The sequence below is a fragment of the Vibrio sp. JZG120 genome (assembly GCF_053890955.1).
Window position 1 is genome coordinate 76,150 of record NZ_JBSRRK010000003.1, and the last position, 25,349, is coordinate 101,498.

The following is a 25,349-nucleotide window of genomic DNA, read 5'->3' on the forward strand; positions in this document are numbered from 1 at the left end:
AACCAACCATGACTAAAACAAACGCGACCGATCCATCCCAAATGCAAGCAGAAGAGCTGCTGTCTTTTCTGGAAGAGGGAGGCACGCTAAAAATGTTGCACGATGTGTCTCAGGACACCATCGAACATATTTATGCCGTAGGTTACAACTTTTTCCAATCGGGAAAGATTGAGCAAGCAGCGAAAGTATTTCAATTACTCAGCATGCTTGATCATTATCAGGCGCGATTTTTCATTGGCCTTGGCGCGGCTCGTCAGGAGTTGGGTGAGTATCTGCAGGCAATAGACGCCTACAGCTACGCAGCGCTAGTGGACGTAAATGATCCACGTCCACCTTTTCACTCTGCTGAATGTCACCTGAAACTGGAACAACTGACAGAAGCAGAGAGTGGGTTTTACAGCGCGAAGGAGATGTCTGCCGGAAAATCACAATATGCAGATTTGCATGAACGTGCAGGCATCATGTTAGAAGCGGTGAGAAATAAAAAGGAGTAATTAGACTATGAGTTCTATTGCACTTGACCGCATCCAGACACAGGTTTATAGCCCTGAATCTGGCCAAGCCACGTTAGATAACGTGCAGAAAACGGCGTCTACAGCGACGCCTTCTGTGACGGTAGAAAACGTGAAGAGTAAAGATGCAGATGTACTGAACACCGGAAAAGTAAAAGTTCAGTTAGATGCACCTAACGCAGCTGTTAGCGACAAAGTGAATGATGTGACGCTAAAAGCCATGGCACAGCTGCAAAAGATCGTCGATACCATTGCAAAATCTCTCCATGCAGTTGCAGATCAAACAGGTTCGATTGCAGTCAAAATCATCGCAGGTTCTGCTGATGATTTTGAAGTAGAGCTTGCTGCTATCACGGATAAACTGAAAAGTGCTCAAAACGAGCTGAAAATTCAGGAAGTGAAGGTCGCAAAAGCTAAGCACGAAAAAGAGATGGTGGAAAACCAAGACAAAATCAAAGAATCGGAAGCCGCTGCAAAAGAAGCCCAAAAATCAGGCTTAGCAGCGAAGATCTTTGGTTGGATCAGTGCGGTGGTTTCTATTGTTGTTGGTGCCGTAATGGTGGCAACGGGTGTTGGTGCAGCAGCTGGTGCTCTTATGATCGCTGGTGGCGTCATGGGAGCTGTGAGCATGGCGCTGCAAGAGCCAGCCGTTCAAGATGCGCTAAAAGAAGCGGGCGTAAATGTCGATGTGCTAAACAAAGTCGTAATGGCATTAGAAATCGCAGTCGCGGTTATCGGAGCTGTTGTGACGTTTGGTGGTGCAGCAGCTGGCGGTATCGCGAAACTTGCAGCAAAAGGTGCTGGCAAGATAGCTCAAAAGGTCACAGAAATCGCTACGAAAACAGCTGCAAATATGGCGAAAGTGGCGGACATGGGCTCAAAAGCCGCGACAACGACCGCAAAAGCGATTCGTTACGGAGCAGAAACTGTCGATATTGCCGTCAACGTAGGTAAAGGCGCTACGGACAGTGTTCATGCCGCTAACAATGCTCACGTAACTGAGATTCAGGCAGATATCACGGACCTTCGCGCCAAAATGACCTTAAGCCAGGCCGTCATCGACAAGCTTAAAGAAGAAATTGGCAAGTTGATGGAAGATTTCCAAGAGCTGATGAGCGTCATCATGCAAATGATCCAAGCGAAAAGTGAAACCATGCAAACGGTGTTAAGCCGTCCTGCAACGGTATAAGGAGTTTATTATGCTAGATAAAGTAGGCGGAACGGGACGCGGCGAACTGTATGGTTTAGGCGATACCATTAAAACCAACAAAGCAGAAAAAGCGCCGGAAACAAAGCTTGAAGCAGGCGCCGTTAAAAGCCAAAGTGAGTCAGGTGTTTCTGGTGCAGCACGCTACCAGTTAGAGACGCCTAAAGCTCCTACAGTGAGTAACCAAGCTCAAGTTGTTGCAAACCTAATGAGCGCTCTTGCACCGACGGTGAGCTCATTAATGAGCACAACGATGAAAGCGCTTAACGGTGAGGAGGTGATCAAGTCACCATCAGATGCGGTATCACAATCGTTGACGCTATTAACATTGTTGTATCAAGTATCAAAGCTGAGCCGTGAGCAGCAAGTGCTACAACGTGAAATTGCTGTTGAAGCAAACGTCGCGAGTTTAGAAAGCCAAGCGGCAGAACTAAACAACTCGGCAAGTGCGATGATCGCGATGGCAGTCGTTTCGGGTGTATTAGCGGGTGCTACCGCAATTATTGGTGCCCTTGGTTCTTTCAAAGCAGGGAAAGAAATCAAGAATGAAATGGCGAGCAATAATGTACTGAAAACGCAAAAAGCTGGCTTCGATCAAGCAGAAGAGTTATTGAATAACAATAGCTTGTCTAAAACTCAGCAAGATCAGGTTAAGCGTGCGCACTCACTAGCGAAAGACAATATCGCAGACACGACAGCGCAGCTGACAAGTGGTGGCCGTAAGTTCGATAAGTTGATGAGCTCAAACCAAGCGAAGAACGCTATTCTTCAAGCTTTGGGCCAGATGGCAAACTCAGCATCGAATGTAGAGCAAACCAAAGCGCAAGCGCGCAGCAAAGATGATGAAGTACAAGCGACTCGCGCACAAGCAGCCAAACAGAAAGCCGATGAAAACATTGGTTTCCAAGAAGGTTTATTGAAAGAGCTACGTGACTTGTTCCGTTCTATCTCAGATAGTCAGAACCAAGCGTGGCGAGCGTCAGTCCCAACGGTGTAACCGTCCATCTCATTAACTACAAAGCGTTGTTTATACAACGCTTTTTTTGTGCAATTCAAGTATAGATATTATTTATCAGTAGGTTACGTTGATGAAAAAGTACATATCTATAATTCAACCTTCAAAGATGAGAACTCAAACGTTATCAAATTGTTAACGGTTGCTATACTTAAACGGTCATCAACACAGGTAAAAAGGATGTTCAATGTTTAAGTTTAAGCAAATCGCACTTGCTGCTTCTTTAGCGGCACTCACAACAGGCTTTTCTGCGTCTGCGGAAGAAACGTTTGTCACGATTGGTACTGGTGGCGTAACAGGGGTTTATTATCCGACTGGTGGAGCAATTTGTCGCTTAGTCAATAAATCGCGAGAAGAGCACGGTATTCGTTGTTCGGTAGAAAGTACCGGGGGATCGATTTATAACATCAACACTATTCGTGCTGGTGAATTGGATCTCGGTATCGCTCAATCAGACTGGCAGTATCATGCTTACAAAGGAACCAGTAAGTTTAAGGAAAGCGGGCCTTTTAAAGAACTACGCGCCGTATTCTCCGTTCATCCAGAACCGTTCACTGTCGTTGCACGTAAAGACGCGAACATCAAAACTTTTGATGATTTGAAAGGTAAGCGCGTCAACATTGGTAACCCTGGCTCAGGTCAACGAGGCACCATGGAAGTGTTAATGAGCCAGTATGGCTGGAGTAACGATGACTTTAAGCTTGTGTCTGAGTTAAAAGCAGCAGAGCAATCAAAAGCACTTTGTGATAACAAAATTGATGCGATGATTTATACCGTTGGTCACCCAAGTGGAGCGATTAAAGAAGCCACTACGTCGTGTGATAGTAATATCGTAACGGTAGCTGGACCTAATGTAGAAAAATTGGTTGCAGACAATAGCTTCTACCGCGTCGCAAATGTACCGGGTGGTATGTATCGTGGCACAGATAGTGATGTTCAAACCTTTGGTGTGGGTGCGACGTTTGTTTCCTCTACTGCTGTACCAGAAGATGTGGTTTATAACGTGGTTAAAGCGGTATTTGAAAACTTCGATGATTTCCGCCGTCTCCACCCAGCGTTTGCGAACTTGAAGAAAGAGGAAATGGTAAAAGACGGTTTATCTGCGCCTCTTCACCCAGGTGCGCTCAAATACTACAAAGAAGTAGGGCTGATTAAGTAACCGTTACTTTCTCTTCTTATTGATGTAAAACGCCATCTTTCGCGACTAATGCCACTCGTTTAACAGCGAGTGGCATATTTATGTCTCTCGTCATCCTGTACAGCGACGGAGGAGCGTGATACAGGATCTTCTATCCGAGCCCTTTATGGTCAAAATTGTTTCATTAGCCGCTCAGCGTACTGCTATTAGATCCCTAGTCACGCCAAGGCTCGCTGTAATGACACAAAAACCTCGTTCAGCGATCAGCATTAATCATTCGCGATGGCGTTTTTTATAGGAGTGTTATCTACATGTGCAAGTTTTACTTAAGCATAAACATCAATGAAAAAGTAGATAGTGATCAGAATAGAAGAAAGAGCAACAAACCCTTTAACATGATTGGGATTAAGTTGACGAGATACACGAGCTGCAAGATAACCCCCCACCAACGTACCGACCAAAACAACGCTACCTGTGCGCCAGTCAATGGAACCATTCGCAACAAAAATCACGATAGCAATGAGTGAAACACACGTAGATACCAGCAATTTCAAACCGTTCATTAAATTAATGTCTTGGTGACCTGCTACTACCAGATAACTCAGAACAATAACCCCTAAACCTGCGTTGAAAAAACCACCGTAAGCAGAGACACCAACAAGTAATAGACCCAAAGCGATTGCTCCGAGTGTTCCTGCGTGTTTGTGCTCTTTCGCGACAGTTTTGATAAGCATTGTTAAACGAGAACCAGTCAGGAAAAGCACGGTGGCAAACAAGAGCAGCCAAGGAATGGCTTCCAAAAATAGCGATTCTGGTGTGTTGAGCAGCAGATATGCTCCGACAGCGCCACCTACTAAACTGAATGAGACTGTGAACAACAGTTCTTGCTTGTTCTTCATGATCTCTTCTCTGAAGCCAACGGCTCCGCTAATGTACCCCGCACATGAAGCATAAGTATTTGTTGCATTGGCCATAATTGGAGGCACACCAACCGCCAATAGGGCCGGAAAAGTAATAAAGCTTCCGCCTCCCGCAATGGAGTTAATGATCCCACCAACTACGCCGGCAACGAATAAAAGCGCCAGTTCTAAAAGCATAAACAATCCTTGTTATGTTCTTTTTCATTGTTAGAGCTTTAGATGTCCCATCTCACATGCTCTAGTGTTCTGATATGAAGTTTACTTTACCCGCTCTAAAACAAAATTGTTCAGTTCTGTGACGTTTTTGATGACATGAACGGTTTTACTTTGAGAGTACCCTTCGAGACGAGACATAAAGTCATCATTCCAGAATGCAGGGCATTGCTGAAGAACTTTGTAGCTTTGTAATGTCCCTTTCAATACCGAACTGCCATCAGGCCAACCTTCGGGTTTAATGAATAGTCCTTTAAGGAGACGTTTCGTCACAAACCAATAGCTTACGGAGTATGGTAGATCAATATAAACGAGAGTATCGGCTGCATCTAAACGAGCATTAAAGGAGCTGATAGGCCCCAGACCATCTATGATCCAACGATCTGAGTGAAGTATATTGCTATGTGCTTCATCAAAAACGTTACGCTCAACGGGCTCACCGTTTGGTTTATAGACTATGGAATCTAATTGATGAAGAGGGAGACCGGTAGCAGACGCGATTGCTTTACTTATTGTCGATTTTCCGCTGCCGGGCTTACCAAAAACCGCTACTTTTTGCATGTGAACGCCTCCAAGAGAAAATTCCCCATACGGCAGAGACAGAAAACCCACCGTTATGGGTGGGTTCGATAAATATTGAGCGCATCAAATCCCCCACCATTCCTATGGAATGATGATAATTCGTTGGTTAAGTTGCGCTAAGTGTGTATTCATGCAACTACTCTTATATATAGGTGATGAATTGTCAATATCATTGTTGCTTAATAAGTGAACGATTTGGAGGGGGAAGATAAAGCCATCACGATGGATGGCTTTATCTAGGTTGAAAGAGGTAGCTATTACTGCTCAACGCTAACTGGTTGTGCTTTAAACTTTTGAATCAGCTTTACGATTAGTGGACTTGCCAGTACCAATACGGCCAAAACAGTAAAGGTAAGGGTAATAGGGCGCTCCCATAGGAAACTCAATTCGCCGTCTGAAATCATTAATGCGCGGCGTAAGTTCTCTTCCATTAATCCCCCAAGGATGAAACCCAGCAATAAAGGCGCAAGTGGGAAGTTAGCGAGTCGAAGTGCAATGGCAGCCATAGCGACAATCAGCATCACGAACACATCCATGGTATTGAATGAGACCAAATAAACTCCGGTGATTGAGAAGAATAAAATCATCGGCAGAAGTACCGTTCTAGGCACCGCCAAAAGCTTTGAGATGTACGGAATCAACGGTAAGTTCAGGATCACGAGTACGATGTTGCCGAAGTACATGGAAATGATCACCGACCAGAACACGTCTGGGTGCTCAACAAACAGGCGAGGACCAGGTTGAATACCATAAGCGATCAGCGCGCCGAGCATTATTGCTGTTGTACCAGAACCTGGAATGCCAAGCGTTAGCAGTGGAACAAATGAACCACTAGACGCTGCGTTGTTCGCTGATTCTGGCGCGACTAAACCACGGATACTGCCTTTACCGAACTCTTCCTTTTTCTCTTTAGGTGCGAGGTTGCGCTCCATACCATAGCTTAAAAAAGCCGCAATGGTTGCTCCTGCGCCAGGAAGAACGCCAGTGAAGAAACCTAATATTGAAGAGCGAATTGAAACAGGCGCGACGTCTTTGATTTCTTCCTTCGTCACTTTCATTGAGCCAATGTTACTCAGCTTTTCCTGTTCTTCATCGCTGGTGTCTTTTGATGGTTTAAGAATGCCCATCAGCGTCTCACCCAGTGCGAATGTCGCCATTGCAAGCAACAAGAAGCTAAAGCCATCCATTAAATCCGTTAAACCGAAGGTAAAGCGTTCAACGCCTACGCCTTTATCGATTCCAACTGTAGATAGCATCAAACCAAGAATGGTCATCATCCACGCTTTGATTACCTGACCTTTCCCAGCAAAAGCTGCGACTGCTGATAACCCAAGTAGCATCAACGCAAAATAGTCCGACGATTGGAAGCTAAGTGAAACGCTAGCCAATGCCGGAGCTGCGACAAGCAACATAATGGCAGATAGCGTACCGCCAGTGAAAGAAGAATAAGCTGCCAAAGCTAATGCTTTACCTGCTTGGCCTTTTTGAGCCATTGGGTATCCGTCGAATGCTGTCACCACGGTTGAAGAACAACCCGGCGCGTTAATTAAAATCGACGACGTAGAACCACCAAATACCGCACCGTAATAAACACCCGCCATCAAAATAAGGCCAGAAGATGGCTCTAGGCCATAAGTAATTGGGATCATCAAAGCAATGGCTGAGATCGGCCCAAGCCCAGGTAACATGCCGATAAATGTACCGACGAAACAACCAACGATCACCATCATGATGTTCATTGGCATTACTGCAGTGGATAAACCTTGTAGAATTCCATCTAACATAATTCAGTCCTTTCTTTGTCTACCAGATGGTGAAAATCAAACCCGGTTCGAGATAGATGTCCAAACCTTGAGTGAGTAATAAATAGAACGCGATCACGAATGGAAACGACGCGCCGAACAGAACGGGTTTACGTCTTTCCCCCAGCAGATAAAAGCCAGCCAATAAAAAGAAGCCAGTAGCTATCACAAAGCCTAGGTAAGTCAGGCCCACGCCGTAAAGCGCCATCAAAACCAAGAAAGCGATCAGTAACTTCCAATTAAAGGTCAGCACCGCGCCACTTTGTTTATCTGGTTGTCCTGTTACCAGTAATAACAAAGAAAGGCCTGCACCAACGTAGGTCAGGATGGTTGGCAAAGTACGTGCGGTGAACGGTTCGTATTCATCACCAGGGAACAATGGAATTTGCGAGGTTTGATAACCATAGCAAAGACAGAAGAGTAGAAAGATCATTGCGCCGACACGGTCACGACAGAGCAAATATTCTTTGGTGAAAAAGTTGGTTGAACGAGACATATTCAACTCCTAACAAAAATAAAAAAGACCGCATATGGACGTTAATGAATAAACTAAACCATTAACAATTAAGCATTTCGCTGCTAGTCGAGCTGCTTTGGGTATATAAACAAAGGAGTGTGCATGCCGATTGTCGACAATATCCATATACGGTGAAACTTAGAGTGCAAATACAGTTGGGGAAATACCAACCCCACGTTATTGGGTGAGGTTGGTATCTGAGGGACCCAGTTCGACTGTTACTTTAGGAAGCCTAACTCGCGCATTAAGTCACCCATTTGCTGCTCTTGCTCTTCAAGGAACGCGAAGAACGCTTTGTCCGCCTTGTAGTTGTCTATCCAACCATTGCGGTCACGGACGACTTGCCATTCGTCAGTGTTGTACATTTTGGTAAATGCTGCATTCCATTCATCCAGCTTTTCTTGGCTAGTACCTGGTGCAGCAAAGAATCCACGCCAGTTAGCGAAGACAGTTTCGTTACCATATTCTGTTAGCGTAGGGATGTTTGGTGCGGCTTCTAGGCGTTTTGGTGCAGTTACCGCTAGCACTTTGACTTGACCAGATTTTGACATCTCCAATACTTCACCTAGGCCCGTAGAGAGCAGTTGAGTTTCGCCTGAAAGAAGGGCTGCCATGGCTTTACCGCCCGCATCGTAAGCGATGTAACGCACTTTACGCGCATCAAATCCTTCGCCTTTAAATGCGGCGGCAACGACGAGGTGGTCCATCGAGCCACGAGCAGAGCCACCCGCAATTTTCACTTTGCGAGGGTTAGATTCAAATGCTTTTACTACGTCTTCCCAAGAATTGTATGGCGAATCAACAGAGGCTACGATGGCACCGTAATCCGCAATGGTGGCTGCAACGGGAGTGAGATCTCTAAAGGATTGAGGGAAAATACCTGTTAGAGAGCGAACGACGATCGGTGTTGAATTCACCATCAGCGTATCTTCTTGGCGATCTGCCGTTTCAATCAAGTGCGCAATGGCTTTACCGCCGCCGCCACCAGAAAGGTTTTGAAAAGATACCGTCTCAACGATGTCTGATTTGAGTAGCACATCACCTGTACCTCGTGCGGTCATATCCCAGCCGCCACCGGCACCTCCAGGGATCAAGAAATGCATTTTTTCTACATCAGCAGCAAAAGCGTTAAATGAAAATGAAGCTGCGATGATCGATGCGGCGAGCGTCGGTTTGATTACCTTTAACATGTTCACGTTCCTTATGTTGGTGACTCTATTTTTTGATGAGTCTTATTTTTGTTTCAGCCTTTAACTCGAACTGGATACTGATGTATCAAAGGTTAATTAAGTGTTAAATCGATGTCTTTAAAACGTCGATAAAGAGAATATTGAGCATAATGGGTATTTTGTTCATAAAGTTCACGCTGAAAAATTGGTTGCACATCACGCGTGCGTGCTAACAATTGCGTCATAATGGAATGACATCAAACGAATAAGGAAACAGAGAATGAAAGGGACATGTTTGTGCGGCGCTATTGAAGTGATCGCAGATGCTAAGAATGAAGTGAGTCTATGCCACTGCTCGATGTGTCGAAAATGGTCGAGTGGAGCACTCCATGCTGTGCATTGTGGTCCTAACGTAACGTTTAAGGGGGCCGAGCCAAAGCGTTATCAATCGTCTGACTGGGCGGTGAGAGGTTTTTGTGGCGAATGCGGCACAAACCTTTTCTATCATTTGTTACCGACAGGCGAGTACATTCTCTCCGCTGGTTTGTTCGACAATCCAGATTTCAAACTCTCATTAGAGATCTTTACCGATGAAAAGCCCGCGTATTATGACCTCAATCCCACCTCACAAAAGATGACATCGCAGCAAGTTTTTGAGCAATTTTCATCTAAAGAATAGCCTTTTGTATCCTTAATTGTTCGACAGCTTAATTGTTTTTCTTTTATATCATAATGTTAAGAGGTGTTTTGCTGTCGACAATTTATTTTTTCCTTCGCAATTATCCCTCCATTAAGCCCGTAATAGACGATTTTCTTCGATTTAAATTACGACCTTAGTCTAAATTGTCGACAATTTACTTGATTGTCGACACTTTGATCGACTACTTTATATTCAGGTTAAGAAATTGTAGACATTTTGATGTCGGTAACGTGAGTATCTGAGTATGAACTCTGAGTTGAAAACTCGTTATAAAGTACTGGGTTCTGAGAAAGAACACACCAAGTCAGAAACACTGACAGAAACACTGATTGAAGTCATTGTGAATGGCGATGTTAAGCCTGGTCATAAAATCTCGGAGCCTGAACTGGCGAAGAAATATCAAGTCAGCCGGGGTCCTTTGCGTGAAGCATTAATGCGTTTAGAGGGGCTAGGGCTCATTGAACGTATTCCTCATGTCGGGGCTAGAGTGACCACTTTTTCTCCAGAAAAGCTGATAGAACTCTATGCGGTTCGCGAAGCGCTAGAAGGTATGGCGGCAAGGTTAGCAGCGCGACATATTACGCAAGAGGAGCTCTTGAGCTTGGAAATGCTATTGTCGACACATTCTAAGCACATTGATCAAGTGGAAGGAGCCTCTTACTTCCATCAGCATGGAGATTTTGATTTTCACTATCGCATCATCCAAGCAAGCCGAAACAGCAAGCTGATTTCTCTGCTGTGCGACGAGCTTTACCACTTGTTACGCATGTACCGCTATCAGTCACCGCGCGCGCAATCTCGTCCAAATGAAGCGCTGACTGAACACAAATTCATTCTGGAAGCCATTCGCAATCGCGATGAAGAGCTTGCAGAAATGCTGATGAGAAGACACATCTCAGGAAGTCGAAAGCTCATCCAATCGCAAATTATACATACAGAAAGTTTAGACAAAGACTAGAAGGAATTCGTCATGAGCTTAACACCGGGAGCGAAGTTCAGACTCGCCATTGAACAAAACAATCCGCTGCAAATTGTCGGCACCATTAACCCTTACTGCGCCATGATGGCGAAAAACTTGGGGCATCAAGCGATTTATTTGTCTGGCGGCGGTATTGCAAACGCGTCATACGGATTGCCGGATCTCGGTATTACAACATTGAACGACGTACTAGTCGATGTTGACCGCATCACTAACGCGTGTGATTTACCGCTATTGGTCGACATCGACACCGGTTTTGGAGGCGCATTTAATATTGCTCGCACGATCAAAGCAATGGAAAAGGCGGGTGCTGCTGCGGTTCATATGGAAGATCAAGTCGCACAGAAACGTTGTGGGCATCGTCCGAACAAAGCAATAGTCAGCCAGCAAGAGATGGTTGATCGCGTAAAAGCCGCGGTTGACGCACGCAATGATGAAAGCTTTGTGATTATGGCTCGTACTGACGCGCTAGCTGTTGAAGGTATGGACAGTGCAATTGAGCGTGCGATTGCCTGTGTGGAAGCAGGCGCAGATATGATCTTCCCAGAAGCAATGACCAAGCTGGATCAGTACCTTCAGTTCTCAAACGCACTTGAGCAAGCAACTGGAAAGCACGTTCCTATTCTGGCCAACATTACCGAGTTCGGCGCAACGCCACTGTACGGCTGCGATGAGCTTGCAAAAGCGAAAGTCGATATGGTGCTTTACCCATTAAGTGCGTTCCGTGCCATGAACAAAGCCGCTGAAACGGTTTATAAGCATTTGCTAGAAGTGGGCAATCAGGAAGCTTTGGTTGATTCAATGCAAACACGCAAAGAGTTGTATCAGCACCTGAACTACCACGATTACGAAGACAAACTTGACCAGCTATTCTCTGAAGGGAAATAGCGGGGAAAAGAAAAGATAGACGGAAGCCCAAGAAAAGATAATCGGAATTTATCTAATTCAATAACGTGAAATTCGTCTGGCTAAAAAACGCTCCAAAGAGGGCAAAGCCAGACAGAAAAGGAGTTCAAACAATGTCTCAAACTGCAGAAAAGAAAGCAGAGTTAGGTGGTGCAGGCCTACGCGGTCAAAGCGCCGGAAGCACAGCTTTATGTACTGTCGGAAAAACGGGGACCGGTCTGACTTATCGCGGTTACGATATTACTGACCTTGCCAATAATGCTCAATTTGAAGAAGTTGCACATCTTCTGTTACGCGGTCACTTACCAACTCAGAAAGAACTGGATGCGTACAAGACACATCTCTTAAACCTTCGCGGCTTACCAACTGAGCTTAAGCAAGCGTTAGAGCTTATTCCTGCTACTGCTCATCCAATGGATGTGATGCGCACTGGTTGTTCTGTGTTAGGAAACTTAGAGCAAGAAATGAGCTTCGATGAGCAATTGCATTCGACGGAACGTATGCTAGCGCTTTTCCCAGCTATCATCTGTTACTGGTATCGTTTTAGTCACGATGGCGTTCGTATCGATACAGAAGATCAAACCGAAGACTGCATCGGCGGTTACTTCTTGCGATTGCTTACAGATAAAAAGCCATCAGCGCTGCACAAGCAAGTGATGCACTGTTCCTTAATCCTTTACGCTGAGCATGAATTCAACGCATCAACTTTTGCAGCGCGTGTTTGTGCATCAACGTTATCAGACATTCATTCTTGTATCACGGCAGCAATCGGTACGCTTCGCGGGCCACTTCATGGCGGCGCAAACGAAGCGGCGATGGAAATGATTGAAGATTGGCAAACGCCAGACGAGGCTGAAGCGAACATCATGAAAATGCTGGCCAACAAAGACAAGATCATGGGCTTTGGCCATGCCATCTATCGCGAAAGTGATCCTCGCAACGCGTTGATTAAGCGATGGTCGAAAGAGCTGTCACAGCAAGTCGGTGATACACATCTATATGCTGTTTCTGAGCGTGTGGAATCAGTGATGAAGCGAGAGAAAGGTCTGTTCTGTAATGCGGACTTCTTCCATGCATCGGCTTACCACTTCATGGACATTCCAACCAAGCTGTTCACACCAATTTTTGTGATGAGTCGTTTAACGGGCTGGGCGGCACACGTTTATGAGCAACGTGCCAATAACCGCATCATTCGCCCAAGTGCTGATTACACAGGCCCAGATCATCAAGAATGGGTACCTATCGAGAATCGCTAGCGCGAAGGTCAATTAGGGCACATACGCTTTGATTGACCACCTCCTTCCTTTGTACCTCTCTCTGACAGAGGAAGGAGCCCCTCTCATCACGATGTTTCTGGAGCAATGGAAAACGTTGATGAAGGCAAGATGTACAGACTGAATGGAAGCAAACCATGAACACAAATATTAATACCCAATATCGTAAGCCGCTTCCGGGAACTCAACTGGATTACTTTGATGCACGCGAAGCCGTCAATGCCATTTCTCCTGGAGCCTATGAAAAACTCCCTTACACCTCCCGCGTGCTAGCTGAGCAACTGGTCCGTCGCTGTGATCCGAACACATTGACGGATAGCCTGAAACAGTTAATTGAACGTAAACGTGATCTTGATTTTCCTTGGTATCCAGCACGCGTTGTTTGTCATGACATTCTTGGTCAGACTGCTCTAGTCGATTTAGCGGGTCTGCGCGATGCTATTTCGGATCAGGGTGGCGATCCTGCAAAAGTGAACCCTGTGGTTGAGACTCAGCTGATCGTCGACCACTCTTTAGCGGTTGAGCATGCGGGCTTTGACCCTGACGCCTTCGACAAAAACCGCGCGATTGAAGAGCGCCGTAATGAAGACCGATTCCACTTTATCGAGTGGTGTAAAACAGCGTTTGAAAACGTCAGTGTGATTCCTGCGGGTAACGGCATCATGCACCAAATCAACTTGGAGAAAATGTCTCCTGTGGTGCAAGCGAAGCAGGGTATTGCCTACCCAGATACCTGTGTGGGTACAGACAGTCACACGCCTCACGTAGACGCCCTCGGTGTTATCGCGATCGGTGTTGGTGGTCTGGAAGCTGAAACCGTAATGCTTGGCCGACCATCAATGATGCGTCTACCTGATATTGTCGGTGTAAAACTAACGGGTAAACGTCAACCTGGCATTACCGCAACGGATATTGTTCTGGCGATTACTGAGTTCCTACGTAACGAGCGTGTGGTCTCTTCATATCTTGAATTCTTTGGTGAAGGTGCACGCGATCTAACGATTGGAGACCGTGCAACCATTTCCAACATGACACCAGAATACGGCGCGACAGCTGGCATGTTTTATATTGATGAGCAGACCATCAATTACTTGAAACTAACTGGCCGAGATGAAGAGCAAGTTGCTCTAGTAGAAAAATACGCAAAACAAACCGGTCTTTGGGCTGACGATCTTGATACAGCGGTTTACGAGCGTGTACTGGAATTCGATTTATCATCAGTAAGTCGTAACATGGCCGGCCCGTCAAACCCTCACCGCCGTTTACCAACATCTGAGTTGGCGCAGCGTGGCATTTCTGGTGCGTGGGAAGAGAAAGAAGGCGAGTTGCCAGATGGTGCAGTTATCATTGCAGCTATCACATCATGTACAAACACCAGTAACCCAAGAAACGTGGTTGCGGCTGGTCTTGTAGCGAAGAAAGCCAATGAGCTCGGCCTTGTACGCAAACCTTGGGTGAAATCGTCTTTTGCTCCGGGTTCTAAAGTTGCACGCTTGTACCTGGAAGAAGCGGGCCTATTACCAGAGTTAGAAAAGCTTGGCTTTGGTATCGTCGGTTACGCATGTACCACTTGTAACGGCATGAGTGGCGCGTTGGATCCAAAAATCCAGCAAGAGATCATTGATCGCGATTTATATGCGACAGCCGTTCTGTCTGGTAACCGCAACTTCGATGGCCGAATCCATCCTTACGCAAAACAAGCTTTCCTTGCATCACCACCATTGGTTGTCGCTTATGCGCTAGCGGGTACGATTCGTTTCGATATCGAACGCGATGCATTGGGCACGGACCAAAACGGCAAACCAATTTATCTCAATGATTTGTGGCCAAGCGATGAAGAGATCGATGCAGTTGTCGGTACTCATGTTAAACCTGAGCAGTTTAAGCAAGTTTACATTCAGATGTTTAAGCTGGATGACGCAGAGAAAAGCTCTAGTCCGCTTTACGACTGGCGTCCGATGAGTACCTACATTCGCCGTCCACCTTACTGGGAAGGTGCGCTGGCGGGTGAAAGAACACTGTCTGGCATGCGTCCATTAGCGATTCTGGGCGACAACATCACGACTGACCACCTGTCACCATCCAACGCTATCATGGCGAGCAGCGCGGCAGGTGAATACTTAGCGAAAATGGGCGTTCCGGAAGAGGACTTCAACTCTTATGCGACTCACCGTGGCGATCACTTAACGGCGCAACGTGCGACCTTTGCTAACCCGAAACTGTTTAACGAAATGGTGAAAGAGAACGGTGAAGTGGTTCAGGGTTCTCTAGCGCGAATCGAACCAGAAGGCCAGGTTGTACGCATGTGGGAAGCGATTGAAACCTACATGAATCGTAAACAACCATTGATTGTTGTCGCCGGCGCGGATTACGGTCAGGGTTCATCTCGTGACTGGGCAGCAAAAGGTGTTCGTTTGGCAGGCGTAGAAGCCATTGTTGCTGAAGGCTTTGAGCGTATTCACCGTACTAACTTGGTTGGCATGGGCGTACTGCCGTTGCAATTCAAACCAGGTGTAAACCGTAATACGTTAGAACTGGATGGTACGGAACTGTATGACGTGGTTGGTGAAATCAAGCCGGGTGCGGATCTGGCCTTGGTTATCACGCGTAGCAACGGCGATAAAGTTGACGTTCCTGTTACCTGCCGCCTAGACACCGCTGACGAAGTTCACGTGTACAACGCAGGTGGTGTTTTGCAGCGTTTCGCGCAAGATTTCTTGGCGCAATAAGGAGTGGGTATGGAAAGCAAAACTCCGAATCAAATGAGCCAAATCAAAGTGCCGGCGACGTACATGCGTGGCGGTACAAGTAAAGGGGTCTTTTTTAACCTCGACGATTTGCCACAAGAAGCACAAGTGGCAGGCGAAGCTCGTGACAAACTCTTGTTGCGTGTTATCGGCAGCCCAGATCCGTACGCAAAGCAAATTGATGGCATGGGTGGTGCGACGTCAAGCACCAGTAAAACAGTAATTGTTTCTCGCAGTAGCCGAGCCGATCACGATGTTGACTACTTGTTTGGACAAGTGTCGATCGACAAACCATTCGTCGATTGGAGTGGTAACTGCGGCAACTTGTCTGCCGCTGTCGGTCCTTTCGCCATTCATGCTGGGCTGATTCCACAAGATCGCATTCCAGAAAATGGCATTGTGACGGTGCGTGTTTGGCAGGTGAACATCAGCAAAACTATCTTGGTTCATGTGCCGATTGTGAACGGATTCGTCCAAGAAACCGGCGAGTTTGAGCTCGATGGCGTGACGTTTCCGGCCGCCGAGATTCAAGTCGATTTCGTTGATCCTTCTGATGGCGAAGGCAGCATGTTCCCAACAGGCAACTTAGTCGATGATTTAGTGGTACCGGACGTAGGTACGTTTAACGCCACCTTTATAAATGCGGGCATTCCAACCATTTTTATTGATGCTGAATCGATTGGTTATCAGGGCACTGAGCTACAAGACGATATCAACAACGATGATGCAGCATTGGCGATGTTCGAATCTATCCGTGCACATGGCGCATTAAAAATGGGTCTGATTTCTGGTTTAGAAGAAGCTCAAACACGCCAGCACACACCGAAAATTGCGTTTGTTTCTAAACCGAAAAGTTACCAGTCTTCAAGTGGCAAAGCGGTCAATGATACAGACATAGACGTGTTGGTTCGTGCGTTGTCGATGGGCAAACTTCACCATGCAATGATGGGAACCGCAGCTGTGGCGATTGCTTCAGCGGCGTGTGTGCCGGGGACGCTGGTGAACTTGGCTGCTGGTGGCGGTGAAAAAGAGTCAGTGACTTTTGGCCACCCCTCAGGAACGTTAAAAGTTGGAGCACAAGCGAAGCAAGCTGAACAGGGCTGGGTGGTACAAAAAGCCATCATGAGCCGAAGTGCGAGAATACTAATGGAGGGATTTGTGCGTGTACCCTCTGATGTCTTTGAGTGAAAAGAACGGTCTTTGAATAGAACGAGAGCAATGTCAGGACATACTGGAGGAAGCAATATGTCTTCATACGAAAAAGAATATTTATGGGCGAAGAATGAACCGGAGAGTTTTTGGCGCGCTCAAGCGGAGAATATCGATTGGTTCGAATCTCCTAAAACCATCTTGAAATCTGATGAGAACGGCATCGAACGTTGGTTCCCAGATGGAGTAATGAATACGTGCTGGTTAGCATTGGATTACCATTGCGAGCAAGGACGCGGTGATAATACGGCACTCATTTATGACTCGCCAGTAACCGGCAATAAAACCACGTATACCTATAGTAACCTGCGTGACCAAGTGGCAAAAATTGCCGGCATGCTGTCTGCCCAAGGCGTTGAAAAAGGCGACCGAGTCGTTATTTACATGCCGATGATTCCAGAAGCCGCAATGGCGATGCTAGCCTGCGCGCGTTTGGGGGCGATTCACTCCGTTGTATTCGGTGGTTTTGCACCTAATGAGCTTGCTGTACGAATTGAAGATGCAGAGCCGAAAGTCATCATGACGGCGTCGTGTGGGATTGAGATCAACAAAGTTATTCCATATAAGCCAATGGTAGACAAGGCCATTATGGACAGCCGATGGAAGCCTGAAAAAGTATTTATATTCCAGCGTCCTGAGTGCGAAGCCGATCTAAACCAAGAAAGAGATCTGGATTGGCAGCAAGAGTACAACCAAGCGTTGCCACACGGTTGTGTTCCGGTGTTGGCAACCGATCCACTCTACATTCTTTATACTTCTGGTACGACAGGTAAGCCAAAAGGCGTTGTGCGTGACAACGGTGGCCATGCCGTCGCGATGAAGTACTCTATGAGCGCAATCTACAACATTCCTCAAGATGGCGTATTTTGGGCGGCATCTGATGTTGGCTGGGTAGTAGGGCACTCTTACATTGTTTACGCGCCACTGATTCACGGTTGCACAACAATCCTATTCGAAGGCAAGCCCGTCCGAACACCTGATCCTGGCGCGTTCTGGCGAGTGTGTGACGAATACAAAGTAGATGCGTTGTTCTCTGCCCCGACAGCGTTCCGTGCGATCAAGAAAGAAGACCCAGAAGGTGAGTTTTTAAAACAGTATGATCTCTCTAAATTGAAAACCATCTTTATGGCAGGAGAACGCCTTGACCCTCCAACACTGGAATGGGTTCAGAGCAAAGCAGACAAACCCGTTATTGACCACTGGTGGCAAACGGAAACGGGTTGGGCTATCGCGGGCAACCCAACAGGTGTTGAAATGATGCCAGTTAAAGCGGGTTCTTCGACGAAGCCAATTCCGGGTTATCAGGTCGAGATTCTGAATGAGCTTGGTGAACCGGTGAAACCAAATCAACAAGGCTTTGTCGCGCTAAAACGTCCGTTACCACCAAGCTGTTTACCGACCGTTTGGCGTAACCATGACCGTTTTGATACCGGCTATCTTAGCCAGTTCCCGGGTTACTATGTCTCGGGTGACGGCGGCTATCTGGATGAAGATGGTTACCTGTTTATTATGGGTCGTATCGACGATGTGATTAACGTTGCGGGGCATCGTTTATCGACAGGCGAAATGGAAGAAATTGTCGGTGGACACCCAGCCATCGCAGAATGTGCGGTAGTTGGTATTCACGATGACCTGAAAGGACAGCTTCCACTGGGCTTTGTGGTACTTAAAGATGGTGTCAAAGTGGACGAGCTTGATCTTGAAGGTGAGCTTGTTGGCAAGGTACGTAGTGAGATCGGTGCAGTTGCCTGCTTTAAGCATGCATTGGTTGTAGATCGCCTACCGAAAACACGTTCGGGTAAAATTCTGCGCCGAACCATACGTCAAATAGCCGATGGTGAAAAATACACCGTTCCGTCAACGATTGATGACCCAAGTAGCTTGAACGAAATTGAACGAGTGTTAAGACGTTAATTAAAACTCAATTCTAACTAACCCCTGATCCTCGAACTCTGTAGGTTGGTTCTGCCTCTGTACGCTTATTAAGTGCAGGGGCTTTTTTGTTTGTAGATAACGTAAACGTCTCGTGCAGGCAATTTTGTGACTTGCCAATACGGCATTTTCCTCACAAACTACAGCCATTCAATTTTTAGTGACCCTTTGTATGACCACGTTTGTAATTAAATCTGCGTGTTTTAGCGACCTTGAGTCGCTCAACGACCTTATGTTTGAGCTGCATGATGAGCATCATCTTCAATCTCCTGAGCTGTTCAAAACTGCAGAGGAGATAGAGCAAGAAAAAAGTATTGCTCGATACATTGATGATCCTGAATGTCTTGTTTATGTAGCAAAACAAGGAGATGAAATTATTGGTTTTATCTCTGGTCATTTCTGTGAACTTGTTTCTACCGTCAGTCAGCCGGTTATGATGGGAAGTGTGGATGAGCTCTATGTGTTACCTGAGTTTCGGAAACAAGGCACGGCTCAGGCATTGATTAACAAAATTGAGTTAACGTTCTCTGATTACGGTGCAAAACAGATGTTTGTTGAAGTATGGCACTTTAACCAAGGTGCAGTCTCTTTGTATGAAAAACAAGGGTTTGCACACCATATTCACTATCTAAGAAAGCCGTTGAGCTAATGACCATGCTTAATTTTAATATTGTGATACACATTCTAGCGAATTGAAATCATTCAGTTCGTCAATAGACTTTTCTCTATAAGTTGCTCGCAATGTTAGTAAATTAATATGCGCCCACATTGGTATTGGCGTTTTTGTCTGCTTGTTTATTAGTAGCACGAGGATCGTGCTTACAAAAACAAGAGGACAATATTTTGAAACTAACAAAATCGTTACTTGCGTTGGCTGTTTTGCCAATGTTCGCAAGTGCTGATGATTTGTCACAGACACAAAATCACACTATACAACCCCAGATCGTAGGCGGCATCACTGCTGATCCTAGTGAGTGGAGATTCTACACCCAAATTGTCAGCCGTTATGGTAACCGATCATATTGTGGTGCCAGTTATATTGGGAATGGCTACGTCCTGACTGCGGCCCACTGTGTCGAGGGTGATTCACCGAATCAGATTGCGGTTAAAATCGGTGGCGTCGTTTACAATGGCACTGACGGTGTTCGAGCTAACGTCAGTGAAATCCACATGCACCCGGCATATCGCCGAGCAACGCTTTCTCATGATCTCGCAGTCTTAAAGTTAGACTCTGTACCTCAAGGTGTTGCTGCGGTTGAAATTGCCGATGGCAGTCTAACGCAATACGCCAGCATCGGAGATTGGCTTACAGTCGCAGGTTTAGGGAGAACCTCTGAAGGAGGAAGCTCTCCATCTCGGTTGCAAGAGGTTGACGTTCCGCTCGTGTCGGACTCGACTTGTCGTCAAGCCGGTGGTAATTACACAACCGTTGGAGAGGTGTCTTTCTGCGCGGGAATTCCTCAAGGCGGGATAGATTCCTGTCAGGGAGATAGCGGTGGTCCAATCGTTATTAATCGTGGTGGCGTAATTACTCAACTTGGTGTGGTCAGTTGGGGAATAGGTTGTGCTCGTCCGGGTATGTATGGTGTTTATAGCGATATCGCCGCCATGCGTAATTTTGTTAATGGTGTCATTGGCACGACTACACCTCCGAAAGAGAATGTTTCTGTTGGGTATACCACCGAACAGATATTGGCATCATTTAATGTTGGCGAGTTGCAGCAACATAGTTTTGTTATCAAAAATTCAGGTAACACGACGTTCACTGTAGAAAACGTTCGCGCGCTTGCTTCTGGCGTTGCTGATGCTGCCGTTATTGCTAATGATCAGTGTTCTCAGGCGACGTTAGCCATGAATGCAAGTTGTCGTGTCGATGTCGAATTTGGAGCAGCTCAGGCGGGAGAAGCAAGAGTTGCTTTGAACTTCAACGTTGATAAGACCAGCACACAATATCAGGCGCTAGTGTCGGCTCAAGCGAAAACAGTGACAACGCCTCCAACAGATAACTGCGCAGCAGAATGGCAAGCGAGTACGGTGTATCTCAAAGGGGATAACGTTACTTGGAATGGCAAAGTGTGGCAGGCGCAGTGGTGGACTAAAGGCGATAACCCAGCAGACTCTGGACCTTGGGGTGTTTGGCAAGAAGTTCGCGACGCACATTGCAAGTCTAACTAACCATCAAGCATTCAAAAGCTGATTCGTTGGTGACTTGAGGTAGAATTCATTCTTGGTTTCAACGAACAGCGCATAATTATCATAAGCAGGGTTTATTGTTTTCGAATAATAAGCCCTTTTTTATTGTTCCAACTTTGAGAACCCATAAAATGTGTATGACTTTATCCTGACGCTACCTTCATATAACTGGCAGAATTGCGATCAACATTTCATGTTTTGTCTGATTTTTGTCAGGTTTGCATTAAATTACTCTCCAATGAGCTTCAAGATCATGCTTTATTCGATCAACGTTGTTTGGCATAACTCGTTACTTAATTTTTATCGAAAAAGATAAGATTAACTGCCATTATTCATTGGCTATCATAATGTTTACTTAAGGTCATATTTTGTGTTGAGACAGCTGTTATTACTCATCCTTTGTTTTATTTTGTTACCTGTTTCACCAATCTCTACGGCTAAAGCTGCCGCGAGCGAAGTAAAAGGGGCGCTCTGCGTTGTTCGTGCTGACGACAAGTTAGTGCTAGTTCATGAAATATTGACGGATAAGATTTCTCTACCTGGTGGGACAATTATTGATGGAGAATCCCCCAAAGTTGCTGCTCAACGAGAAACGTGGGAAGAAACGGGTTTAGTGGTCACGGTTGGGGAGGAACTTGGCAGAACAGACACCGCGGTTTATTACGATTGCATATCAGACTCTGAGATTATTGCTTTTTCGATGAACAATTCCTTAGGTGGGAATGAGTTACCTATTTGGTTTGCTCCTCACTACGGAGTAGAAATCGCATCTGCAATGTTACTTGGACCATCCGAGCTGCCATCATTTTTGTACCGCTATCCCGCTCAATGGCCACAAGCCATTCAGTTTTTTGAACAAGCTACTCAGCAGTCCGCATCTTATGTGACTCAGCTGATCGAATCCGCGCCTTCATTTCGTCAGATTGAATTGAGGTGGATGAAAGACTTACAAAGCTGGGTAGGAGCTTTATCAGAAACGAGTTTCGAGGTAGCGAATCAGATCTCAAATCTTGTTATAGAACTGACAGAACCTACGATACTGCTTTTTCTATTTCCGTTAGTAATGATGCGTTTTGGCAGTCGATTTGTATTCCGACTCTTTTTCGCTATTAGCGCGACGTCCCTGATGGTACTTGTAGCTCAACAGGGCTTTGCGCTTCCTCGCCCGCATGTCTATATACCAATGATGGAGTTAACACACAGCTTTGGATTTAGTTTTCCAAGTTTGCCTATTGCCGTTTGGTTTTGTGTTTTAACCTTTTTATTTCAGAGAACACATTATTTCGGTTTGAATGGTACGACCGCTGTCATGATGCTCATCACGCTTACTATTATGTTATGTAAGTTTTTCCTTGGTAGCGCCTTTTTCTTAGATATGTTGTTTGGTGCGCTGTTAGGAAGCTTGGTGGCCTGGCATGTTCTGCGATTGGAAACAAATCAAGACGTGAATGTTGATCAAGTGCTGAGCTCAAAAGGCGTCTGGTTCATTATGACTGCGGTAACGGCGGTCATCTCTGTTATCTGGCCATTACCTGTGTTTGGTCGTTGGTTGGCTATTTTAATTACGGCATCAGCATTGGTTATGACGTTTAGAGAGTCAAAAGTGCATTTGGATTCTCGTCAGATGATTTTTGTAACGCTTGCGTTGGTATTCGTTGAGCAACTTTATTTATACTCAATCTCTGTTGTCTCGTTTAGTGGTTTGTGGTCATTGGTATTGTCGACGTTGCATTATCCATTGTTGATGTTGCTGTTTATCTTGCTTGCAAGAAAGCTGATTCATGAAAAACAACAGAGAGAAACAGTGCTAGATTGATGGTTGTATGCTTTCTTTCTCAGGCATACGAGTAAAAAAAAGCCTTGCTTTACAGCAAGGCTTTTTTGTACGTTGAGTAGCTCAACAATGTGGCTTTGCGTATCTCTGACGCCATTGCGGCGGAGGAATTAAGCGTTAAGGACGAATTTTTCAATCGCTTTAGCTACACCGTGTTCATCATTACTTGCCGTAATGTAATCAGCGATTTGTTTGGTCTCTTCCATTGCATTTGCCATCGCGATACCAAGGCCAGCGTACTTCAGCATGTGGTGGTCATTTTCAGCATCACCCATACAGATCACTTCTTCCGGTTGAATACCTAGATACTCAGCAATTGCAGCAACACCAATACCTTTGTTGCTCGCTGGGTTAAGAAATTCCAGGAAGAACGGAGCGCTTTGAACCACCGTAAACTCTTCACGCATTTCAGACGGCAGCGCAGCGATGACCTCAGTTAACTTACTTGGCTCGGCAACCATCATTGCTTTGATGATTGGATGATCATCTTCTAGCGATTCAAAATTAATCTCTGTTACATTTAAGCCATTAATGTTGGCTTCGATGTCAGTGTATGGGTTTTTCTCATTGGTGATCAAGCCATGTACTTGGCTGAATGCGTGCACATAAGCGCCTAATTCTTTCGCTTTACGAGCGACTAATTTTGCTGCCTTACCATCAATGATTTGCTGGTGGATGATTTCATTTGTTCCTACGTTCTTAACCATAGAGCCATTGTAGAAAAGGACAAAATCTTTATCGGAATGGATATTCAGTTCGTCGAGCTTGCCTTGCATTCCTTCTAATGGGCGACCAGAAGCGAGAACGACAGTAACGCCTGCTTCTCGAGCCTTTGCGATCGCTTGTTTGTTTTCTTCAGAGATTGCTTTATCACTATTAAGCAGTGTGCCATCCATATCTAATGCGATCAGTTTATACATCATTTCTTACCTTAAAGTTTTTGGGAACTGTAAGTGAATAAGGTTTGGTATAACGCTAACCAGAAACCTACGCTCACCGCGACTATGAAACTACAAAATGGTCTATTTTAACAATTAATTTTTGGTTTAAATTGACCTAGACACGTGTGTCCATTAAGGTCTTCGCCTCGAAGTATTATGAGTTGAGTGAGTTCTACGTTGTATAAGCTAAATGAGATGTTTGAAACCATCCAAGGGGAAGGGGTTTTCACTGGAGTACCTGCTGTTTTTGTTCGCCTTCAAGAGTGTCCGGTTGGTTGCTCATGGTGCGATACCAAACAAACTTGGTATGCAGATGAGAATGACCAACGTCAAATTGGTGATATTTTGGTGAAGACGGAAGATTCTCCGACATGGTGCGTCGCATCTGCCGAGAACATCGTAGAGCAATATCAACTGCAAGGCTTTAATGCTAAACATATCGTGATTACTGGTGGGGAGCCTTGTATTTATGATCTACGCCCTTTAACAAAGGCGTTTGAGGATATGGGTTGCCAATGCCAAATCGAAACCAGTGGCACATCAGAAGTCATCACGTCAGAAAATACATGGGTGACCGTGTCCCCAAAAGTGGCAATGAAGGGTAAACTGCCAGTTCTCAATAGCGCGTTAGAACGTGCGAATGAGATTAAGCACCCAGTTGGTACGCAAAAAGACATCGACCATCTTGATGAGCTATTGGCAAATGCGAATGTCACGGTTGAGACTGTCATTGCATTGCAGCCTATTAGCCAAAAGCCTCGTGCAACGCAATTGTGTATTGAAACGTGCATCGCTCGCAATTGGCGTTTGTCTGTTCAAACTCATAAATACCTAAGTATTGCTTAAGAGCGGAGAGAGAAATGAAAAAAGCCGTTGTTGTTTTTAGTGGTGGTCAGGATTCCACGACTTGTCTGGTTCAAGCACTTAAAGAGTTTGATGAAGTTCATGCCATTACTTTTGATTATGGTCAGCGCCACAGGTTAGAGATAGAAGTGGCACAAAAGATCGCAAAGGATCTTGGCGTCAAAGCGCATAAAGTGATGGATGTTGGCCTTTTAAACGAACTTGCGATTAGCTCTCTCACGCGTGATGACATCCCTGTCTCACACGAATTGCAAGAAAATGGCCTACCAAACTCTTTTGTTCCTGGCCGGAACATCCTATTTTTAACGCTCGCAGGAATCTACGCCTACCAAATTGGGGCTGAAACCGTAATTACTGGCGTGTGTGAAACTGACTTTAGTGGTTATCCAGATTGTCGTGACGATTTTGTGAAAGCAATGAACACGGCTTTGGTGCAAGGGATGGACCGTAATCTGACGATCAAAACACCGCTAATGTGGCTAAATAAAGCAGAAACGTGGGCGTTAGCTGATCAATATGACGCGTTGCAACTGGTTCGTGAAAATACGTTGACCTGCTACAACGGGGTCATTGGTGATGGTTGCGGTGATTGCCCATCGTGCGATTTGCGCAAAGCTGGCTTAGATGATTACCTAAACAATAAAGAGACCGTAATGCAGTCTCTTGTGAACAAGCAGGCTGCTGACGTTTAGTCG

22 protein-coding genes are annotated in these 25,349 nt (G+C 45.7%); 16 read left to right on the forward strand and 6 right to left on the reverse strand.

Annotated features, from left to right (window positions below; translation table 11 throughout):
- Window positions 1-8 precede the first annotated feature (8 nt).
- The 4 genes from vcrH to ACWPOD_RS08350 all read left to right on the forward strand — a co-directional run bounded on the left by vcrH (window position 9) and on the right by ACWPOD_RS08350 (window position 3,893).
- Complete coding sequence (vcrH, locus tag ACWPOD_RS08335) at window positions 9-494, forward strand: SycD/LcrH family type III secretion system chaperone VcrH (RefSeq protein ID WP_005377258.1); 486 nt, start codon at window positions 9-11, stop codon at window positions 492-494.
- A 7-nt stretch (window positions 495-501) separates the two neighbouring features.
- Entirely contained in the window at window positions 502-1,701 is a 1,200-nt protein-coding gene (gene vopB, locus ACWPOD_RS08340; protein ID WP_456231771.1) for a type III secretion system translocon subunit VopB, read from the forward strand.
- 10 nt (window positions 1,702-1,711) lie between these two features.
- On the forward strand, window positions 1,712-2,716 hold the full coding sequence (gene vopD, locus ACWPOD_RS08345) for a type III secretion system translocon subunit VopD (RefSeq protein WP_005377262.1): 1,005 nt from the start codon (window positions 1,712-1,714) through the stop codon (window positions 2,714-2,716).
- Window positions 2,717-2,921: 205 nt separating this feature from the next.
- Window positions 2,922-3,893, forward strand: coding sequence for a TAXI family TRAP transporter solute-binding subunit (locus tag ACWPOD_RS08350; protein WP_046874934.1), 972 nt, complete (start codon window positions 2,922-2,924; stop codon window positions 3,891-3,893).
- 305 nt (window positions 3,894-4,198) lie between these two features.
- Here ACWPOD_RS08350 and ACWPOD_RS08355 read toward each other — a convergent pair whose 3' ends face one another.
- From ACWPOD_RS08355 to ACWPOD_RS08375, 5 genes are all read right to left on the reverse strand, one after another.
- Complete coding sequence (locus ACWPOD_RS08355; RefSeq protein ID WP_301658839.1) at window positions 4,199-4,969, reverse strand: sulfite exporter TauE/SafE family protein; 771 nt, start codon at window positions 4,967-4,969, stop codon at window positions 4,199-4,201.
- An 81-nt stretch (window positions 4,970-5,050) separates the two neighbouring features.
- A complete protein-coding gene (locus ACWPOD_RS08360) occupies window positions 5,051-5,566 on the reverse strand; it encodes an adenylate kinase (protein ID WP_456231772.1) in 516 nt (171 codons plus the stop codon).
- Between the two features lie 278 nt (window positions 5,567-5,844).
- Window positions 5,845-7,371 (reverse strand): tripartite tricarboxylate transporter permease, encoded by a 1,527-nt coding sequence (locus ACWPOD_RS08365; RefSeq protein ID WP_048626439.1) that lies wholly within the window; start codon window positions 7,369-7,371, stop codon window positions 5,845-5,847.
- 19 nt (window positions 7,372-7,390) lie between these two features.
- Window positions 7,391-7,885: a tripartite tricarboxylate transporter TctB family protein gene (locus tag ACWPOD_RS08370; RefSeq protein ID WP_048626438.1), complete on the reverse strand. Its 495-nt coding sequence runs from the start codon at window positions 7,883-7,885 to the stop codon at window positions 7,391-7,393.
- A 239-nt stretch (window positions 7,886-8,124) separates the two neighbouring features.
- Complete coding sequence (locus ACWPOD_RS08375) at window positions 8,125-9,096, reverse strand: tripartite tricarboxylate transporter substrate binding protein (RefSeq protein WP_005395072.1); 972 nt, start codon at window positions 9,094-9,096, stop codon at window positions 8,125-8,127.
- Between the two features lie 259 nt (window positions 9,097-9,355).
- Here ACWPOD_RS08375 and ACWPOD_RS08380 point away from each other — a divergent pair, with 259 nt between their 5' ends.
- From ACWPOD_RS08380 to ACWPOD_RS08425, 10 genes are all read left to right on the forward strand, one after another.
- Entirely contained in the window at window positions 9,356-9,754 is a 399-nt protein-coding gene (locus tag ACWPOD_RS08380; RefSeq protein WP_046874937.1) for a GFA family protein, read from the forward strand.
- Between the two features lie 265 nt (window positions 9,755-10,019).
- Complete coding sequence (locus ACWPOD_RS08385; protein ID WP_005395069.1) at window positions 10,020-10,733, forward strand: GntR family transcriptional regulator; 714 nt, start codon at window positions 10,020-10,022, stop codon at window positions 10,731-10,733.
- Between the two features lie 12 nt (window positions 10,734-10,745).
- Window positions 10,746-11,642, forward strand: coding sequence for a methylisocitrate lyase (prpB, locus tag ACWPOD_RS08390; RefSeq protein ID WP_005395068.1), 897 nt, complete (start codon window positions 10,746-10,748; stop codon window positions 11,640-11,642).
- Between the two features lie 131 nt (window positions 11,643-11,773).
- A complete protein-coding gene (gene prpC / locus ACWPOD_RS08395) occupies window positions 11,774-12,916 on the forward strand; it encodes a bifunctional 2-methylcitrate synthase/citrate synthase (protein ID WP_005395067.1) in 1,143 nt (380 codons plus the stop codon).
- A gap of 155 nt (window positions 12,917-13,071) precedes the next feature.
- A complete protein-coding gene (gene acnD, locus ACWPOD_RS08400; RefSeq protein WP_258623305.1) occupies window positions 13,072-15,663 on the forward strand; it encodes a Fe/S-dependent 2-methylisocitrate dehydratase AcnD in 2,592 nt (863 codons plus the stop codon).
- Between the two features lie 9 nt (window positions 15,664-15,672).
- A complete protein-coding gene (gene prpF / locus ACWPOD_RS08405; protein ID WP_456231773.1) occupies window positions 15,673-16,869 on the forward strand; it encodes a 2-methylaconitate cis-trans isomerase PrpF in 1,197 nt (398 codons plus the stop codon).
- 57 nt (window positions 16,870-16,926) lie between these two features.
- The gene (locus ACWPOD_RS08410; protein WP_456231774.1) at window positions 16,927-18,804 is read left to right on the forward strand and encodes a propionyl-CoA synthetase; all 1,878 of its coding nucleotides are present in this window, start codon (window positions 16,927-16,929) and stop codon (window positions 18,802-18,804) included.
- Window positions 18,805-18,994: 190 nt separating this feature from the next.
- A complete protein-coding gene (locus ACWPOD_RS08415) occupies window positions 18,995-19,471 on the forward strand; it encodes a GNAT family N-acetyltransferase (protein ID WP_053807459.1) in 477 nt (158 codons plus the stop codon).
- Window positions 19,472-19,665: 194 nt separating this feature from the next.
- Window positions 19,666-20,997, forward strand: coding sequence for a trypsin-like serine protease (locus ACWPOD_RS08420; protein WP_456231775.1), 1,332 nt, complete (start codon window positions 19,666-19,668; stop codon window positions 20,995-20,997).
- Between the two features lie 388 nt (window positions 20,998-21,385).
- Window positions 21,386-22,831 (forward strand): bifunctional NUDIX hydrolase/phosphatase PAP2 family protein, encoded by a 1,446-nt coding sequence (locus ACWPOD_RS08425; protein ID WP_281190180.1) that lies wholly within the window; start codon window positions 21,386-21,388, stop codon window positions 22,829-22,831.
- A gap of 128 nt (window positions 22,832-22,959) precedes the next feature.
- On the opposite strand, the gene ACWPOD_RS08430 is transcribed toward ACWPOD_RS08425, so the two are convergent.
- Window positions 22,960-23,769 (reverse strand): Cof-type HAD-IIB family hydrolase, encoded by an 810-nt coding sequence (locus ACWPOD_RS08430; RefSeq protein WP_046874945.1) that lies wholly within the window; start codon window positions 23,767-23,769, stop codon window positions 22,960-22,962.
- Window positions 23,770-23,985: 216 nt separating this feature from the next.
- Between ACWPOD_RS08430 and queE the strand changes: the two genes are divergently transcribed.
- Together queE and queC are read left to right on the forward strand one after the other, a co-directional pair.
- Entirely contained in the window at window positions 23,986-24,636 is a 651-nt protein-coding gene (queE, locus tag ACWPOD_RS08435; protein ID WP_053807456.1) for a 7-carboxy-7-deazaguanine synthase QueE, read from the forward strand.
- A gap of 14 nt (window positions 24,637-24,650) precedes the next feature.
- Window positions 24,651-25,346: a 7-cyano-7-deazaguanine synthase QueC gene (gene queC / locus ACWPOD_RS08440; protein WP_258459577.1), complete on the forward strand. Its 696-nt coding sequence runs from the start codon at window positions 24,651-24,653 to the stop codon at window positions 25,344-25,346.
- Window positions 25,347-25,349 lie beyond the last annotated feature (3 nt).

Coding starts and splice junctions, on each gene's coding strand:
- vcrH (WP_005377258.1), top strand. CDS start 9: ATGACTAAAACAAACGCGACCGATCCATCCCAAATGCAAGCAGAAGAG.
- vopB (WP_456231771.1), top strand. CDS start 502: ATGAGTTCTATTGCACTTGACCGCATCCAGACACAGGTTTATAGCCCT.
- vopD (WP_005377262.1), top strand. CDS start 1,712: ATGCTAGATAAAGTAGGCGGAACGGGACGCGGCGAACTGTATGGTTTA.
- ACWPOD_RS08350 (WP_046874934.1), top strand. CDS start 2,922: ATGTTTAAGTTTAAGCAAATCGCACTTGCTGCTTCTTTAGCGGCACTC.
- ACWPOD_RS08355 (WP_301658839.1), bottom strand. CDS start 4,969: ATGCTTTTAGAACTGGCGCTTTTATTCGTTGCCGGCGTAGTTGGTGGG.
- ACWPOD_RS08360 (WP_456231772.1), bottom strand. CDS start 5,566: ATGCAAAAAGTAGCGGTTTTTGGTAAGCCCGGCAGCGGAAAATCGACA.
- ACWPOD_RS08365 (WP_048626439.1), bottom strand. CDS start 7,371: ATGTTAGATGGAATTCTACAAGGTTTATCCACTGCAGTAATGCCAATG.
- ACWPOD_RS08370 (WP_048626438.1), bottom strand. CDS start 7,885: ATGTCTCGTTCAACCAACTTTTTCACCAAAGAATATTTGCTCTGTCGT.
- ACWPOD_RS08375 (WP_005395072.1), bottom strand. CDS start 9,096: ATGTTAAAGGTAATCAAACCGACGCTCGCCGCATCGATCATCGCAGCT.
- ACWPOD_RS08380 (WP_046874937.1), top strand. CDS start 9,356: ATGAAAGGGACATGTTTGTGCGGCGCTATTGAAGTGATCGCAGATGCT.
- ACWPOD_RS08385 (WP_005395069.1), top strand. CDS start 10,020: ATGAACTCTGAGTTGAAAACTCGTTATAAAGTACTGGGTTCTGAGAAA.
- prpB (WP_005395068.1), top strand. CDS start 10,746: ATGAGCTTAACACCGGGAGCGAAGTTCAGACTCGCCATTGAACAAAAC.
- prpC (WP_005395067.1), top strand. CDS start 11,774: ATGTCTCAAACTGCAGAAAAGAAAGCAGAGTTAGGTGGTGCAGGCCTA.
- acnD (WP_258623305.1), top strand. CDS start 13,072: ATGAACACAAATATTAATACCCAATATCGTAAGCCGCTTCCGGGAACT.
- prpF (WP_456231773.1), top strand. CDS start 15,673: ATGGAAAGCAAAACTCCGAATCAAATGAGCCAAATCAAAGTGCCGGCG.
- ACWPOD_RS08410 (WP_456231774.1), top strand. CDS start 16,927: ATGTCTTCATACGAAAAAGAATATTTATGGGCGAAGAATGAACCGGAG.
- ACWPOD_RS08415 (WP_053807459.1), top strand. CDS start 18,995: ATGACCACGTTTGTAATTAAATCTGCGTGTTTTAGCGACCTTGAGTCG.
- ACWPOD_RS08430 (WP_046874945.1), bottom strand. CDS start 23,769: ATGTATAAACTGATCGCATTAGATATGGATGGCACACTGCTTAATAGT.
- queE (WP_053807456.1), top strand. CDS start 23,986: ATGTTTGAAACCATCCAAGGGGAAGGGGTTTTCACTGGAGTACCTGCT.
- queC (WP_258459577.1), top strand. CDS start 24,651: ATGAAAAAAGCCGTTGTTGTTTTTAGTGGTGGTCAGGATTCCACGACT.